General features: G+C 61.5%; 13 protein-coding genes. 5 read left to right on the forward strand and 8 right to left on the reverse strand.

Annotation, left to right across the window (positions count from 1 at the left end; translation table 11 throughout):
- Positions 1-4: 4 nt before the first annotated feature.
- Positions 5-1,597 (reverse strand): ShlB/FhaC/HecB family hemolysin secretion/activation protein, encoded by a 1,593-nt coding sequence (locus tag B2828_RS16805; RefSeq protein WP_479634931.1) that lies wholly within the window; start codon positions 1,595-1,597, stop codon positions 5-7.
- A gap of 183 nt (positions 1,598-1,780) precedes the next feature.
- Positions 1,781-2,254, reverse strand: coding sequence for a tRNA (N6-threonylcarbamoyladenosine(37)-N6)-methyltransferase TrmO (tsaA, locus tag B2828_RS16810; protein ID WP_479634932.1), 474 nt, complete (start codon positions 2,252-2,254; stop codon positions 1,781-1,783).
- Between the two features lie 137 nt (positions 2,255-2,391).
- On the opposite strand from tsaA, the gene B2828_RS16815 reads away from it, so the two are divergent.
- From B2828_RS16815 to B2828_RS16835, 5 genes are all read left to right on the forward strand, one after another.
- Positions 2,392-2,721 carry an ArsR/SmtB family transcription factor gene (locus B2828_RS16815; protein WP_479634933.1) on the forward strand — a complete coding sequence of 110 codons (330 nt, stop codon included), beginning with the start codon at positions 2,392-2,394 and terminating at the stop codon, positions 2,719-2,721.
- A 69-nt stretch (positions 2,722-2,790) separates the two neighbouring features.
- On the forward strand, positions 2,791-3,357 hold the full coding sequence (locus tag B2828_RS16820) for a rhodanese-like domain-containing protein (protein WP_479634934.1): 567 nt from the start codon (positions 2,791-2,793) through the stop codon (positions 3,355-3,357).
- Positions 3,358-3,382: 25 nt separating this feature from the next.
- Complete coding sequence (locus B2828_RS16825) at positions 3,383-5,044, forward strand: FAD-dependent oxidoreductase (protein WP_479634935.1); 1,662 nt, start codon at positions 3,383-3,385, stop codon at positions 5,042-5,044.
- 53 nt (positions 5,045-5,097) lie between these two features.
- Complete coding sequence (locus tag B2828_RS16830; protein WP_479634936.1) at positions 5,098-6,027, forward strand: N-acetylmuramoyl-L-alanine amidase-like domain-containing protein; 930 nt, start codon at positions 5,098-5,100, stop codon at positions 6,025-6,027.
- Positions 6,028-6,109: 82 nt separating this feature from the next.
- Positions 6,110-8,320 carry a heavy metal translocating P-type ATPase gene (locus B2828_RS16835; RefSeq protein ID WP_479634937.1) on the forward strand — a complete coding sequence of 737 codons (2,211 nt, stop codon included), beginning with the start codon at positions 6,110-6,112 and terminating at the stop codon, positions 8,318-8,320.
- A gap of 94 nt (positions 8,321-8,414) precedes the next feature.
- Here the strand turns inward: B2828_RS16835 and B2828_RS16840 are convergent, their stop codons facing one another.
- The 6 genes from B2828_RS16840 to uca form a co-directional block, all read right to left on the reverse strand.
- Positions 8,415-9,254, reverse strand: a complete 840-nt coding sequence (locus B2828_RS16840; RefSeq protein ID WP_479634938.1) for an ABC transporter ATP-binding protein — start codon at positions 9,252-9,254, stop codon at positions 8,415-8,417.
- Positions 9,251-10,120, reverse strand: a complete 870-nt coding sequence (locus B2828_RS16845; protein WP_479634939.1) for an ABC transporter permease — start codon at positions 10,118-10,120, stop codon at positions 9,251-9,253. Before B2828_RS16845 ends, B2828_RS16840 begins: the two co-directional genes overlap by 4 nt.
- A gap of 80 nt (positions 10,121-10,200) precedes the next feature.
- Positions 10,201-11,178, reverse strand: a complete 978-nt coding sequence (locus tag B2828_RS16850; protein ID WP_479634940.1) for an ABC transporter substrate-binding protein — start codon at positions 11,176-11,178, stop codon at positions 10,201-10,203.
- A 63-nt stretch (positions 11,179-11,241) separates the two neighbouring features.
- Positions 11,242-12,600 (reverse strand): type III glutamate--ammonia ligase, encoded by a 1,359-nt coding sequence (gene glnT / locus B2828_RS16855; RefSeq protein WP_479634941.1) that lies wholly within the window; start codon positions 12,598-12,600, stop codon positions 11,242-11,244.
- Positions 12,597-13,376 (reverse strand): creatininase family protein, encoded by a 780-nt coding sequence (locus B2828_RS16860; RefSeq protein WP_479634942.1) that lies wholly within the window; start codon positions 13,374-13,376, stop codon positions 12,597-12,599. Before B2828_RS16860 ends, glnT begins: the two co-directional genes overlap by 4 nt.
- 6 nt (positions 13,377-13,382) lie before the next feature.
- Entirely contained in the window at positions 13,383-16,979 is a 3,597-nt protein-coding gene (gene uca, locus B2828_RS16865; RefSeq protein ID WP_479635083.1) for an urea carboxylase, read from the reverse strand.
- Between the last annotated feature and the right edge of the window lie 9 nt (positions 16,980-16,988).

The following is a 16,988-nucleotide window of genomic DNA, read 5'->3' on the forward strand; positions in this document are numbered from 1 at the left end:
TCAATTAGAAGTCCGCCCAGAGGCGGAAGGTGTAGAGAACGTCATGCGGAGTAGTACTACCCACTCCTATTAGCGGAATTCCGAGATCAAAGGAGCCGTTCAAATGCTCGCCCACCCGAATCCGGCTCCCCACCCCCCAGCTCGCCAATGAATAGTGGGCCTCCTCGTCGGGAAGCGGATCGTGTTTATTGAGCGCCCCGCCCTCGGTAAAGACATACACGCGCCAGTCATCCACGTGCATCTTCACCCATTGCCCAAAAGACGGCGAGCGCAGTTCCACATTCCCCACCAGTGCGTTGTCCCCCATCGCCGCCGACTCCAGGTAGCCGCGTACCGTGGTCAACCCGCCCGCGCTAAACTGTTCGTTGGAGAGGAGCGGCTGATCGGAAATTTGCCCCTGCACTTTTCCAAAAACCTGGAACCCGCACGGCAAATCGTGCGTATGGGCAAGATCACCCCGAAAATAAATATAGTCACTGCGCGCATTGTAGCGGCTATTGTCGAACGAGCTCGGGCCGTCCCCCATGCCGCGGAAGTGCGTATTGATTGCGCCGTTGAATTCCGTCACCGACCCCTTCTTCACCCATGAAGCCCCGTAGCCGAAGCTGAAGGGACAATAGGTAATCGGCGTATCGTTGAGCACCCCCTCGGTAAACACGTTGTTTTCAAAATGCTTGTAGTCGATCCCAGCGTTAAACGAGTGGTAGAAATCTTTCCCATTCGGCAAGACCCAGGTCATATGCGGCCCCACGTACTCACCCTTGCCCGCGACATCGGTCGTTCCTAGCGTGGAAACATTGCTATCCTGCTTGGTCCCCTGGATCGTGAGGCTCAATTCCGGCACCTGCGAAAACCTCGCCGTATAGAACCCCGAAAACACCTTCACCTCGCCCACATCTTCCGGCCCCACCTGGACACTGGCCCCCACCGAATGATAGAGCTGCCACAGGTTGTCGTAGCGAATGGAGCCATTCAAACGCAGCGGTTTCGTGTCCGAGCTATAGCGATTATTTAGCTCAAGGCTGCCGTGCAGCGGGCGCGTATCCTTCACATCCAGATCGACATCCACCGTATTGGGCTCCGCTCCCGCCCGCAGCGACGGCGTGACCTGCATATCGGGGTTCTGATTGAGCGCCACGATATCCGCGGAAACCGCGTTGAAATCCATCACGGTGCCTTCCTTTAACGAAGGCGCCTGCTTTTTAATGTCACTAGGCAAAAAGTACCGGCTGTTCTTCACCCGAAGCCGCCCCACCGTCATTTCCGTAACCTGGAGGAGCACCACGCCATCCTGCACCTGCTGCTGGGGAATCTGTACCGTGACCGTTTGGAACCCGTTGTCGCGGTACGCCTTTTCCAGCGCCGCGCGGGCCAACTCCACATCCTTGTCCGAGCGTCCCGGCCCGAGATACCGGTAAACCGCCCGCTCCACATCGCGCCGGGGCAAGTGCGCCGCCCCTTCCACGCGATATTCTTTAATATACAGCCCGTCCTGCGCCTTCGCGGGAAGCGCTCCCGCCATCCACACCCCAGCCAGCGCCACGGCCGCCATCAATGCGCGACGTAGTTTTGGGCGAGTTGGTTGAGATAAATTCATGGGACAGCGTTGCCGTTTTAAGGCGCGGTCTTATCCCATTAGTTTAGCTATCCTCTCAAGTCATTGATTGTAACAATTCAATGGAGATGTAACAGTTATGTGACGTTTAGTTTCGTTGTCTGTCGCAAAGCCTAGCGGCGTTGTCACATACCGTAAAACAACACACCGGCCGGGGGCGCTTGTTTAACGTTTCGCTTCAAAACGGTCGTCGGCCACCGGGGGATTTTTCGCCGTTGCAAACCAGCCGATCCGCTCGGGTGCGAAGGCATCGAACGCCGGAACATACGGCTTGATATCCAAGAGCGGCGTGCCGTCGAGAACATCCACGTCGAGAATATGAATGCGGTTCCCCTCGATGCGCCGGACCCGCACGGACGAAATACCCAGCGGATTCGGGCGGCTGGGTGAACGGGTGGCGAAAATCCCGTGGGGCCGCGTATCCAAATAAGGCGTCACTTCCAGCCGAGCCTCGGCAGCCCGGTCGAACCAGTACAGAATCCAGATGCGGTCAAACCCCTCAAGGTCCTTCAGCCCGCCGGCGTACTCGGGATTCAGCTCAAGGGTTCCCTCGATACCGCTTGCAAACACCGGCTGAACCGGCGTTCCCGCGGCTTGCAGATGGGGCGAATGGATGACTCCGATCGATGTGAGTTTCATAATAGAACAGCTGGTTTATTGCCACCAGTGTAGCCGCCCCCGCGCCCCGGGTAAAACCCCAATCCCTCTGAAATTCGCCCGCGTTCCCCCCAAAAAAAGCGCTTGCAATCCGTTGATATTTTGGCATTTTTCCAAATATGCAAACACGAGCAGCCCGGAGCACCGAACTTCGCCCCGCCAACGAATACCGCGACGGGGCCGGGGTTTTCAAAGCCCTGGGCCATCCGAGCCGCCTCTTAATCGTCGACGTCCTAACGCGTGGTGAACGCTGCGTCGCCGATCTCACGGAGCTCATTGGCTGCGATACCTCCACCGTCTCCAGCCACCTTTCCGTGCTCCGGAATGCCGGGATTGTCACCGACGAGCGCCGGGGCCAGCAGGTTTTCTACCGGATCGCGGCCCCCTGTATTAAGAAAGTCTTCGGCTGCCTTGAGGAACTGCACGCCGCACGAGAGAAGAACCGCTGATTTTTATTTTCCAAATCTTTTTCCCTTTTTGCCAAACATCAAAACCTTACCCGACTCCATCCATCACCCATGAAAACGATCACCGTTACCGAACTCTATAAGCTTCTCTCTTCCGGAGAAGCCATCGACCTCATCGACGTCAGGACCCCGGCCGAGTACGCCGCCGTGCACGTCGCCGAGGCGCGGCTCGAACAGCTCGACGGCCTCGACTACGGCGCGCTCATCGCTTCGAAAAAAGGAAACTTGTCTTCGCCCATCTATATCCTGTGCCACAGCGGGGTGCGCGCGAAAAGAGCCGCGGCGCGCTTTTCCGAAGAAGGGTTTGAGGAAACCGTGGTCGTCGAGGGCGGCACCCAGGCCTGGGTAGACGCCGGGCTCCCCGTGGTGCGGGAGAAAAGCACCGTACTCCCGCTAGATCGGCAGCTGCAAATCACCATCGGATCGCTCGTCGTCATCGGCGTGCTGCTGGCGCACTTCGTCAATCCCCACTGGATCTGGCTTTCCGGCTTCGTCGGCCTCGGCCTGATCGTGGCGGGTACCACAGGCGTCTGCCCGATGCGAAGCCTGATCGCCCGGATGCCCTGGAACCAGCGCCGGGGTGGCGGCAACTGCTGCGGCGGGTCCTGCTGTTCCTAAACTCCAAACCACAAAAGTGACCTCTATGAGCGCAAAAAAAATAGTCATCATCGGCGGCGTCGCGGGCGGCGCCTCATGTGCAACCCGCTGCCGACGGTTGGACGAAACCGCAGAGATTATCCTCCTCGACCGCGGTCCCTACGTCTCGTTCGCCAACTGCGGCTTGCCCTACTACGTGGGCGGAGTCATCAAGGAAGAGTCAAAGCTGCTCCTGGCCAACGAAGCGCTCTTCCGCAACCGTTTCAACATTGAAGTGCGAACCCGGCACGAAGCGCTCGCCATCGACCGGGAGAAGCAGGAGATCGAAGTGCGCGACCTGGCCTCGGGCCGCGTGTACCGCGAACGCTACGACGCCCTAGTGCTTTCGCCCGGCGCCTCCGCCATCCGCCCACCGCTTCCCGGGATCGACCTCCCCGGCATCTTCGTCCTGCGTTCCATTCCCGACAGCCGCGAGATCCGCGCCTGGATCGAGGCCAAGCAAGCCCGCAGCGCAGTGGTCGTCGGCGGCGGCTTCATCGGCCTGGAAATGGCCGAGAACCTGGCTCACCGGGGGCTTTCCGTAACCGTGGTCGAAATGCTCAACCAAGTCATGCCGCCGCTCGACCCGGAGATGGCCCGCCCCATCCAGGAACACCTGGAAGCCCACGGCATCCGGATGGCGCTTGGAGACGGCGTGGCCGGTTTCGAGCAACCCCCCGGGGGGCAGCTCGCGGTCAAGACCCAATCCGGCGCGACCCACGCGGGCGACCTGGTCATCCTGGCCATCGGCGTGCGCCCGGAAAACGGCCTCGCCAAAGCCGCCGGGCTGGCGCTCGGGGAACGCGGGGGCCTCCGCGTCGATGACCAAATGCACACAAGCGACCCGCACATCTGGGCCGTCGGCGACGCCGTGGAAACACGGGACCTCGTCACCGGCCAGCCCACGCTCATTCCCCTGGCCGGGCCCGCCAATCGCCAGGGGCGCGTCGCCGCCGACGTCATTTGCGGCCGCGACTCCCGGTTCCGCGGCGTCCAGGGAACCGCCATCTGCGGCGTCTTTGACATGGCCGTCGCCAGCACCGGAGCCAGCGAAAAAGCCCTCAAGCGCGCGGGCATCACCGACTACGAAAAAATCTACCTCCACCCGGCCCACCACGTCGGCTACTACCCGGGGGCCAAGCTCATCAACCTCAAGGTCCTCTTCCGCAAATCCGACGGCCGCATTCTCGGCGCCCAGGCAGTGGGCGAAGCCGACGTCGCCCGGCGCATCGACGTCATCGCCACGGCCATGCAGTTCGGCGGCACGGTCTACGATCTCGAACAGGCGGAGCTTTGCTATTCCCCGCAGTTTGGCGGAGCCAAAGACCCGGTCAATTTTGCCGGGATGATCGCCTCCAACGCCCTGCGCGGCGACAACCCGCTGGCGCACTGGGACGACCTCGCCGCCGACGGCACCTTCCTTCTGGACGTACGCGACCCGGATGAATTCCAGGAAGATCACCTCGAGGGAGCCGTGAACGTTCCCCTGCCCGAGCTGCGCTCCCGCCTGGGCGAACTACCCGCCGACCGCGAGATCCAGGTCTACTGCCGCGTGGGCCAGCGCGGCTACTACGCCACGCGCATCCTGCTACAGAACGGTTTCCGCGCCAAGAACCTTCCCGGCGGCATCCTCACCCACCGGCAGATCGCGGCGGCCAGCAGACCCTAGCCATCATCAGCGAAACTTGACATGGGGAGCAAAGAGCGGATCTATTGCTTCCCATGTCCGTCATCACGCGCCTCTTACTCCCGTTCTTCGGGGTCTTCGCGGCCCTGACCCTTCTCGCCACCCCCGCCGCCTGGGCGAAACCGGCCAACACCACCACATCGAGCCTCCCCTTCAGCGTTCGGTTCCAGGGCCGGGAGAAATTCAACCAGCTGGCCGAAAAAGCCGCCCGGGAAAACTGGCGCGAGCTGGAGATCGGCGACCGCGTGGCCACCGTGGGCCGGGCGCTCGTCGGTACACCCTATCTATCGCACACCCTGGAGATCGACGACCGCGTCGAAGCCGTTTCGGTCAACTTCAACGGCCTTGATTGCTGGACCTTCTTTGAAACCTCGCTCGCCTTCGCCCGCATGATCGAGGAACCGCGCGAGAACTGGACGCCCGAAACGCTGCTCCGCTACATCGAGCTCGACCGTTACCGTGGAGGCACCTGCACCGGCTCCTACCTCTCCCGGCTTCACTACCTTGAAGAATGGTCCATCGACAACGAAAACAGGGGCCTCGTGCGCGACCTCACGCGCGCGCTCGGCGGCGTGAAAATGCCGCATCAAGCCTCCGAAATGACCCACGGCTGGAAAGGATACCGCTACATGCGCGCCAACCCCGCCCTGCGCGACGGCATCGCCCGCATGGAAGCCCGCGTCACAGAATTGCCCATGTACGGCATCCCGCTCGGCCGCGTGAAATCCGCCTCCGCGAAAATCCACAGCGGCGACATCATCTGCATCATCTCGAAAGACGTCGGCAGCTACGTCGCCACCTCACACGTCGGCCTGGCCATCCGCGACTCTGCGGGGAGGGTCCACTTCATGCACGCCTCCTCGCCGCGCAACTACGGCAAAGTCGTCGTCGATGACACCATCGACGGCTACCTGCGCCGGTACAAGCACGACGTCGGCATCATGGTCGTGCGGCCCTTGAAATAGAGCCCCCGCCGTCGACCCCGGGGAAAGAGCAGTTCCAGAATCCGATTGCATCTGAGACTGTTTCTCAACTAGATTAACCCCCATGAAGTCCCACGGCCATGAAGGGCATTGCGGTTGCCATGACCACGGCAAGCGCGCCACCCCGCCCCAAGAAACCCTGCTCAACCCCGGCGCAAGCGGCGAAGTCCAGACCACTCTGAAAGTGGCCGGAATGGACTGCGCTGACGAGATCAAGGCCATCGAAGACGTCCTGGACCCCCTCCCCGGCGTACGCGAGCTGCGGGTCAACTTAATGGCCGGGAAAGTCACCATCTTCCACGGCCAGAGCGTCACCCCCGAGGCCCTCATCGCCGCCATCGCCACCGCCGGGCTCAAAGCCGCACCGGAGAACCACGAAATCGCCGACAACAAACTTTCCCGCCGCGTCTCCGTCGCCCTCTCCGGCCTCTTCACCGGCGCGGGCCTGCTGCTGGAGTGGTTTTACAAAGGCCCCGAGGCCCCCATGGACGCCGCCTTTGCCATCGGCATCGTCGCCGGGTGGTGGTTCATCCTCCCCAAGGCCTGGCAGGCGCTCAAACGCCGCTCGCTCGACATGAACGTCCTCATGAGCGCCGCCGTCCTCGGCGCGCTTTCCATCCACCAATGGTCCGAGGCCGCCGTCGTCTGCTTCCTCTTCTCGCTTTCAGAACTGCTCGAAGCCCTCAGCCTCGCCCGGGCGCGCAAGGCCGTGCAGGCGCTCATCAAGCTGACCCCCGAAACGGCCCTCCTCCAACAAGGGGCCGACTTCCGCGAAGTCCCCGTCGAGCAGATTCCCGTGGGCTCAGTCATCGCCATCCGGCCCGGCGCGCGCATCCCGCTCGACGGCGTCGTTGAAGCCGGGACCTCCGCCGTCGATCAAGCCCCCATCACCGGCGAATCCATGCCCGTCGACAAAGCCCCGCAAGACACCGTTTACGCCGGGACCATCAACGGCGCGGGCTCGCTGGAGATCCGCACCTCCAAGCCGTACACCGACACCGCCATCGCCAAGATCATCCACTTGGTTGAGGAAGCGCAGGCGCAGAAAGCCCCCTCGCAGCGCTTTGTCGATACCTTTGCCCGCTACTATACCCCCGCCGTCATGGCCGCGGCGCTCGCCGTCATCCTCGCCCCACCGCTGCTTTTCGGCGGTGCATGGGGCGAATGGTTCTACCGCGGGCTCGTCCTGCTCGTCATCGCCTGCCCGTGCGCACTCGTCATCTCCACGCCCGTTTCCATCGTCTCCGGCCTCACCGCCATGGCCCGCCGGGGCGTCCTCATCAAAGGCGGCGCGGTGCTCGAAGCCGTTGGCCGCTTGAACGCGCTGGCCGTGGATAAAACCGGCACCATCACCGAAGGCAAACCGCGCGTCACCCGGGTCATCCCGCTCAACTCCAAGACCGAGGCGGAAATCCTCCGCATCGCCGCCGGGCTCGACGTCCACTCCGATCATCTCCTTGCCCAGGCCGTAGTCCGCTACGCCGAGGAAAAAGCGCACACCTTCCCGCGCGCCGAGAACTACCAGACCCGAGCCGGACGCGGCGCCGACGGCACCATCGACGGCCACCACTACTTTGTCGGCAACCACCGCTTCACCCACGAAATGGCCGTCTGCTCCGACGAGATCGAGCGCCAGCTCGCCGAGATCGAGAACGACATGCAGTCGGTCGTCGTCGTCGGCCACAAGCCGCATGACTGCTGCAAAGGCGAGGTCCTCGGCATCCTGGCCGTGGGCGACGCCGTCCGTGCGAACGCCCCCGAGGCCATCGCCGCGCTGCACCGCATGGGGATTAAGAAAATCGTCATGCTCAGCGGCGACAACCAGCGCACCGCCAGCGCCATCGCGAAAAAAACCGGCATCGACGAAGCCTACGGCGACTTGCTGCCGGAGCAGAAAATCGAAAAAGTTCGCGAACTGATCACTCACTCATACCACGTCGGCATGATCGGCGACGGCGTTAACGACGCCCCGGCCATGGCAGCGGCCACCGTCGGCATCGCCATGGGTGCGGGTACCGATACCGCGCTTGAAACGGCAGACATGGCGCTCATCCAGAACGACCTTGGCAAAATCGCCGACGCGATTCGCCTTGGCGAGCGGACGCTCTCCATCATTCGGTTTAACATCGGCTTTGCGCTGGGGCTCAAGGTGCTATTTATCGCCCTCGCCCTCAGCGGCCACGCCTCGCTATGGATGGCCATCACCGCCGACACCGGCGCGACGCTGCTCGTCATCGCCAACGCCCTGCGCCTGCTCCGGCACAAAGGCAAGTAATACGATTAAAGCCAAAAGGCATTAAGTCTCACGCAAAGGCGCAAAGAAGAGACGTACATGCCTTCTTTGCGTCTTTGCGTGAAATATCTTTCCCTTACGCTTTCTGCACGAGCTTCTCGAGGAGTGTCTTGCGATCCTCGGCTTTGTTATTCTGGCTGCCGTGAAGCAGGGTCATGATTTCCCGCTTCATCCGCATGAACTCCGGCTCAACCTTGAGATTGAGCGTCCTTTCATCCCGTCCGAACGGCACGGCAATGTCGCTGATAATCCGCCCCGGGCGCGACGAAAACACCAGGATACGCGAGGAGAGAAAAATAGCCTCCTCCACGTCATGCGTTACAAAAATGATGGTCGTTTTTTCATACTGGCTTAAGAGCGCCAGCATCTCCTGCATCTCCTCGCGGGTCTGGGCGTCAAGCGCGCCAAAGGGCTCATCCATCAGCAGAATCTTCGGCTGATTCACCAGCGCCCGCGCAATGGCCACGCGCTGCTTCATCCCGCCCGAAAGCTCGCGCGGATAGGCATCGTAGAAATCGTGGAGCCCCATCAAATCAAGCAGAAAGTACGAGCGCCCCACGAGCCTCATGATCTCGGCTGTCGTCTGTTCGCCGGGCCGGAAATTCGCCTTCAGCCCGAGGCTGAACTGCACATTTTCCAACACCGTCAGCCACGGAAAAAGCGTGTAATTCTGGAACACCATGCCGCGGTCGGCGCCCGGCCCGCGCACTTCCTTTCCGTCGAGCAGAATACGCCCGCCGGTCACTTCCTCCAAACCGGAGAGCATATAGAGCGTCGTCGATTTTCCGCAGCCCGAAGGGCCCACGAGGCTAACAAATTCCCCATCGCCCACTTCAAACGAAGTCGGGCACACCGCCTGCACCACGCCCTTGCGAGTCGCGTAGGCTTTTTCGAGGTCTTGAACTTGGAGTTTCATCGTTTGGTGGTATCAGCCCATTGGAAGAGCCGGGCGTTGATTCTGCGCAGAAGGATGTCGATCGTCAGGCCGATCACACCCAGAAGGATCAGGTAAACGAAAATCTTGGGCGTTTGTAGGAAGCGCGAAAACTTCAAAATCCGGTAGCCCATGCCCTCATTGGCGGCGATCAGCTCGGCCACCACCAGATACGTCCAAGCCCACCCGTTGCAGAGCCGCATCACGTCGAAAATGCCCGGCATGGCCGCCTTGAGGAGCACTTTACTGACAATCTCGCCCCGCTTCGCGCCCATCGTGTAGCTGACTTGCAGCAGTTCGTAGGGAACGCGGCGCACTTCATCCGCCACCATCAGCACCATCTGAAAAAAGGTGCCGATAAAAATCAGCATGATCTTGGCCAGCTCCCCGATCCCGAAAAGCAGCATCAGCATCGGGATCAGCGCGGGCACCGGCACGTAGCGGATGAACTCCGCCAGCGGCTGCACCACGCTTTCGGCGATTTTATAGGACCCCAGCAGCAGCCCGATGGGCAGCGCCAATACGGCGGAAAGCAGGAACCCGGCGGTCACGCGGATGAAGCTGACCTTGATATCCGTCCACATATTGTCGTCGTCCAGCAACTGCACGAACGTCGTCCAGACCTTCTCCGGCTGAGGCAGAAAAATCTTGTTAACGAAGTCCTGGTGGCTGAGCCATGCCCAAAGCGAAAACAGAGCCAAAAAGCTCACAACCGTCAGCGTTTTGTACCCCCATGCCGGAATGTCTTTGCGCAGATCGAACCAGTGGGCGCTCTGGCGAACTTTGCGCGGTGGAGTCACCGGCGGCGCCGGCGCTGCGGGGGGAGCGACGTTGATTTCTGTGGTCATGAATTTTTCAGCCAGAAGTGAAGGCGGGCCCTTATCTGGAAAAGCCCGGGCCCGCCTTCGGGTTTGGTTGGAGAGTAAGGTTACTTTTGCGCGGCGGCCGCGGCCTTTACATAGGTCGCATCCAGCGCGGGTCCAAAGTTGGGGACCGTCTTGATCTGGCCCGTCGCCTTGAGGAAATCCGCAATGGTTTTACCGCTGCCATAGAGCGAACTGTCTTTATCGGTTTTTTCAAACGCGGCCACATTCAGCTTTTGGTCAGCGAATTTGCAGCCGGGCATAAACACTTTATAGTCAGACGGCTTTTGTTCAACCACCTTTGAGATGATCGCCACCGCCTCGTCTTCGTTGGTCTTGATGAATTTATAAACATCAAACCACGCATCGACGACCTTCTGCCATTCCGCCGAGCGGTCAGCGAGCACCTTCGACTGCACCACGAGCAGATCGGGGATGAGGTAGGGGATGTCAGCCGAGCTGAAGATCATCTTCCCCTTGCCCTCGCGTTGAGTTTGCGAGAGCCACGGTTGCCAGACCACGGCAGCGTCCACCTTGCCACTCAGGAAAGCCGCGGCAGCATCCGGCACGGTCATGTTCTTGTACTTGATGTCCTTCTCGGTCAGCCCGTTCTTCTCCAGCGCCTTGAGGAGCAGGAAGTGATCGCAGGTTCCCAGCTCAGTGGCCACTGTCTTGCCCTTCAAGTCCTTCACTGAAGTCACGCCGGGCTTGGCAAGCAGGCCGTCATTGCCCCAGGAGTAGTCGTTGACCAGAATGGCCGTCAGCTTCACCCCCTCGGCCAGCGGGGCGACAGTGTCGCTCCAGGTCTGACAGTTAGCGTCGATTTGGCCCGTGTTAAGGGCGTTGAGCGAATCAGTGTAGATCGGGAACCAAACAAGTTCCACATCCACCCCGTGTTTCTGGAAATAGCCCTTCTCCTTGGCGATCTGCCAAGCCGTCCACGACGGGTAATCGCTATATCCAATTTTCAGCGGCTTCGCCCAGGAGACCGAAGTCAGAGCGAGGGCCGCGACCGCGGTCATGAGCCATGCTTTTGCTTTCATTTTTTTTATTTAGTTGAGTGTTAACAATGGAGTGACCTGTTGACAATGTTTGCTGGAGATTTGCTAAAAAAGCCGAGCGTAATGGTCGATTTCCCACTGGCTGACGGTCTGGTGGTAGTCGGTCCATTCCTGGCGTTTGTAAGCCACGAACTCATCGCGCAATCCCTTGCCGAGTACCTTCTCGATGAACGGATCTGCCTCGAAGGCATCGACCGCCTCCTGGAGCGTCTTGGGCAGCGGCTGGATGCCCCGGCAGCGGAGTTCCTCGTCGGTGAACTCGTAAAGATTCTCGTTGTGGGGAGCGCCAGGATTGATGCTTTCGCGAACTCCCTCCAACCCAGCGGCGAAAACCAACGCCGCGGCAAGATATGGGTTGCAGGAAGAATCCGCGTTGCGACTCTCACAGCGCCCCCCACCCTGAGGCACCCGGATCGAGTTGGTCCGGTTGTTGGTGCCGAACGAGTTGAAGATCGGAGCCCAGGAATAATAAGCCATGGAGCCGCGCCGGATGAGCCGCTTGTAGCTGTTGACCGTCGGAGCAAAGGCGGCGCAAAGCGCGCGGCCATGTTTGATAATGCCGCCCACGAACGCATAGCCCAACGGGCTTAGGCCCAGGCCGTTCGGGTCGTCTTTGGGATCGACGACGAAGAGATTTTTTCCCGTCTTGAGATCCGCCAGCGACATGTTGAAATGCGCGCCGTTGCCGGTCTTGTCGGCGAAGGGCTTCGGCATGAACGTCGCGAGCAGCCCTTCATCCGCCGCCATTTTCTTGGCCATGTAGCGGAAGAAAACATACTGATCCGCCATGGAAAGCGCGTCGTTGTATTTGAAGTCCAGCTCGAACTGCCCGTTGGCGTCCTCATGGTCGAGCGAATAGACATCCCATCCGAGGTCGTTCATCGTCGTGACCATGCGGTCGATGAGCGGAAAGGAATCGAGCAGGCGTTTGACGTCGTAGCAGCTCTTGGTGAGGTTGTCGTCCGCATTTGGAACGGAGAGCTTACCGTCGTCGTATTTCAAAACGAAGAACTCGCACTCGATGCCGAGGTTGCAGCGGTAGCCGAGCGAGGCCGCTTCGGCGAGAACCTTTTGGAGCACCACGCGAGCGCTGAAATTATACGGCTTGCCCTGGAAAGCGTTGTCGGCCGCAAACCAGCAAACTTCGGGCTGCCATGGCAGCTGGATCGCCGTTGCGAGGTCCGGCACCGAGCGGATTTCCTCGTCATTGGGAGCCTGCCCGAGGCCGTCGAGCGCGTACCCGGTGTAGGCTTCGGACCCTTCGGCGAAGTGTTCGAAGTGAGCAATGGGAACACACTTGGCCTTGGGTACGCCATGGATGTCCACATAAGCGCCGATGCAATACTTGACCCCTTTGCGAATTAAATCTTCCTTGAGGTTCTGGATTTCGGAATCGGTTTTCATGAATGTTTGGGTAGAGAGGAGGAAATGGGAGCGGATTCGCGCAGCGCCCGGCGCACCTGGGCCGAGAGGTCGCGCACCATCCATTGGAAAAGCCGCGCGCCCTTAGCCCGCGAGGCCCGCGAGGGAAAGCCGGTGACGCCATTGGTACTGGTGTGGTGCACGGGGTGGGCAAAAATCAGACCTTCGGTGCGGTCGGGATCGTCGGCTTCGGCGATCTTCCCGGGTCGCACGAGTTCCGGCGCGAGAGCCTGCATCAGCGCGGTTTCGGCGGCGTTGGCGTGCCAATCCTCCGCGTCGCAAAAATAGGCGTCACGAACGCGCGGGCTCAGCTCGCCAACATTCCGGATGCCGACCATCGAATCCTCAAACCGGTTCCGGATCACCTCCAGCGCGCAGCGCAACGGAGCGAAGTTAGTGACGTGCCCGTTGATCATGAGCAGCCGCCGGAAACCCGCCGAGTACACCCAGTCGTAAATCTGCACAACGGTGTCGATCAGCACCTGCGGCTGAAGCGCAATGGTTCCAGGCCATTTCTGCGAATGCCCCAGCGAACAACCATAAGCCACACTCGGTAACACCGGCACCCCCGTCGCCGCGCTCACCGCTTCGGCCAGTCGCGTTGCGGAGACCGTGTCAACGCTCGTGCCAAGATGCGGCCCGTGCTGCTCAGTGGCCCCCACGGGAAGGAGCACCATCTCCATCCCCCCGGCCCGCAGAGAAGCGATCTCCTCCCAGGTCAGGCAGCCCCAAAGCAGCGGTTGTTTTTTAGTGGGCATGGCGGTTTAGCAGGCTTCGATACAGCAGAGCGGTTGACCGGGGGCGACTTGCTTGCCCGGCTCGCAAACCACGGAGTGAATGACGCCGTCGCACGGTGCGGTCACGGCGATTTCCATCTTCATCGCTTCGAGCACCACGACTTTGTCTCCGGCGGAAACATGGTCGCCAGGCTTGACCGCGACCTGCCATACATTGGCGGTCATCGGCGCTTCGGCGGCGACGGTTCCCGGCGGCAGCTTGAAGGCATGCGCCGGTTCCTCGACGGCCTCAACCTCATCGCGTACTTTGTCGAGCCCGGCCACGCGCCAGCGCTCGCGCTCCGCGCCGAAGGCCGCCTCACGTTCCCCGGTGAATTCCCCGGTTTCCTTGGAAATGGAATCGAGGAAGCGCAGGTAATCGCGAAGCTTGAACGTCGTCTCCTCCACCTTCACCTGGAAGCGGCCTTGCAAAAAGTCCTGCCGCAGCCGGAGGAGTTCCTCTGGGCTTACGGGGTAAAACCGGATCTGGTCAAAGAAGCGGAGCAGCCACGGCTTACCCGGTTCGAAATTCGCCGTCGAGCGCCAGCGGTTCCACATCTGCACCGTGCGCCCCACGAACTGATAGCCGCCCGGGCCCTCCATACCGTAAACGCAGAGGTAAGCCCCACCGATTCCGACAGCATTCTCCGGCGTCCAGGTGCGCGCAGGGTTGTACTTAGTCGTCACGAGCCGATGGCGCGGATCGAGCGGCACCGCAACCGGCGCGCCGAGGTAGACATCCCCCAGCCCCAGCACCAAATAGCTGGCACCGAAAACGATATCCTTTACCTGCTCGATCGAATCGAGTCCGTTGATGCGGCGGATAAACTCAATATTGCTCGGGCACCACGGCGCATCGGGACGCACGCTGGCGGTGTATTTGTCGATGGCGACCTGCGTAGCCGGATCAGCCCAGGAAAGCGGCAGATGGACAATGCGCGTCGGGACCTCCATGGCCTCGACGCTCGGCAGCACCGACTCCGCGTAGATCAGCCGCCCGAGAAGGACTTCGCGCGAACAGCGGCGGCTGTCGAAGTGGATCTGCAACGAGCGAATGCCCGGGGTGAGGTCGATAATGCCCTCGATGTGTTGCGCCTCGGTCCAGTCCATGAGGGCCTGGGCGCGGAAACGCAGCGGGAGATCAAGCACCGGCGCGCCATATTCGACCAGGAGGTAGTTATCCCCCGCCGGGCGGTAGACCACCGCAGGGCGCTCCGGCGTCTCCGGAAGCCGCACCAGCGCAGCATCCCCGGGGATGTCCATCGGAAGGGGCGCGGGCACCGGGAGCGGAATCAATTTCGCCAGGCTCTCATCCTGGCGTTGGAGGCTCTCCAGCGCCTCACGCGCCCCCACCGCGCGGAACCGAACAACGTCGCCAGCCTTGAGCTGACCCATTTTCCACAAATCGGACTGAATAATACAAGCCGGGCAGACAAACCCACCGAGGCTGGGACCATCCGGCCCGAGCAGGATCGGCATGTCGCCGGTAAAATCGATGGCCCCCACGGCATAGGCATTGTCGTGGATATTGGAGGGATGAAGGCCCGCTTCGCCGCCGTCCTTGCGCGCCCATTTCGGCTTGGGCCCGATCAGGCGAACACCGGTGCGGTCGGAGTTGAAGTGAACTTTCCACGCCGTGTCAAAGAGCATCGCGATATCCTCGCGGGTAAAATAATCCGGCGCGCCGTGCGGTCCGTAGAGGACGGCGATTTCCCATTCATGCGGTAGCGAGGGAATGAGCGCGGGGGCGAGCGGCTTCGGATCGAGAACTGTCGCGCCCGGCGTGAGCAGCTTGAGCACGTCGCCCGTCTGCAAAGCGCGCCCGCCGTGGCCGCCGAATTTTCCCAACCGGAACGTCGAGCGCGAGCCGAGGTACTCCGGCACATCAAAGCCCCCCTTCACGGCAAGGTACGTGTGCGCCCCCTGGCCCTCGATAAATCCCAGCCGCAGCGTCTGGCCTGCAGCCACGTTCACCGGCTGCCAGTAGGGCACCAGCTTGCCGTCGATCTGCGCTTTCATAGGCGCTCCCGCGAGGCAAATGCAGGCAGCGGTGCGGAAAAGCAGCGTCGGCCCACTCAGGGTCATCTCTAGTCCCGGCGCAGACTCAGAATTATCGAGTATCCGGTTAGCAAGGCGGAAGGAAAGCGAATCAAACGGCCCACTCGGCGGCACGCCTTGGGTCCAGAGCCCGAGGCGGCCCGGATAATCCTGCACCGTCGTGATGGTACCCGAGGCGAGCACTTCGACAGTACGCGGTTGGTAGGGAAATGTTTTTAAGAACGCCGTCGGCACTGCGCCGGAACGAAACGCCTCGCACGCCGCCACTTGCCGCAGGTAGTCGCGGTTGGTCTCGATCCCCTCAATGCGGGTCTCGGCCAGCGCCTGATCGAGCGCCACGAGCGCGGCTTGGCGTGTGGGCGCGTGGACAATCAATTTTGCCAAGAGCGGGTCATAGTAGGGCGAAACAATCGTTCCGGTATCCACCCAGGCATCAGCGCGCACGGCCTCGGGGAAACGCACCTCGGTCAAGAGCCCGCAGCTCGGCTGAAAATTCTTCGCTGGGTCCTCGGCGTAAATTCGCGCCTGGATCGAATGGCCGCCAGGCGGGTTCGTCACCTTGGGCAGCGGCTCTCCGGCGGCGATGCGCAGCATCCACTCGACCAGGTCGGTGCCGGTGACTTCCTCCGTCACCCCATGCTCGACTTGGAGCCGGGTATTGACTTCGAGGAAGTAAAATTGCCCCGCCTTCACATCGAACACGAACTCGACCGTGCCCGCCGAGCGGTAGGCGATCTTCTCGCCGAGCCGCCGGGCGCATTCCCACAGCTCTCGGCGCAGTTCCTCAGTCAACCCCGGCGCGGGAGTCTCCTCGATCACCTTCTGGTTACGCCGCTGCGTAGAGCAATCGCGCTCGCCGAGCACGGCGATGTGCCCCTTGCCATCGCCAAAAATCTGCACCTCCACGTGGCGGGCCGTCTCGACGAATTTCTCCAAATAGAGCCCGTCGTTTTTGAAATTCGCGCGCCCCAGGTTGCGCACCGTCTCAAATTTCTCGCGCAGTTCCTCGGCGTTGGCGCAGAGCTGCATCCCGATGCCGCCGCCGCCCGCCGTGCTCTTAATCATGACGGGCCAGCCGATTTTCTCCGCCGCCGCCACGGCTTCGTCGGCGCTGGAAAGCAAGTCTGTACCGGGGAGCAGCGGCACGCCGCACTCGCGGGCGATCTCGCGCGAAGTGTGCTTCAATCCGAAGCGCCGGATCTGGTCCGGGGTCGGCCCGACGAACGCGATCCCCGCCCCCTCGCACGCTTCGGCAAAATCGGCGTTCTCGCTCAGGAACCCATACCCGGGGTGAATGGCCTGCGCCCCCGTCGCCGCCGCCACCATCAGGATGCGCGCGGAATCGAGATAGCTTTCGCGCGCCGGAGCCGGTCCGATGCAGACGGCTTCGTCGGCCAGCGTCACGTGCCGGGCGTCGGCGTCGGCCTCCGAGTAGACGGCGACGCTGGCGATCCCAAGCTTACGCAATGTGCGCAGGACGCGGCAGGCGATTTCTCCGCGATTGGCGATGAGGACTTTTTGGAACAGAGCCATGAC

Source organism: Spartobacteria bacterium UBA695 (genome assembly GCA_002298145.1).
Classification (GTDB): domain Bacteria; phylum Verrucomicrobiota; class Verrucomicrobiia; order Chthoniobacterales; family Chthoniobacteraceae; genus UBA695.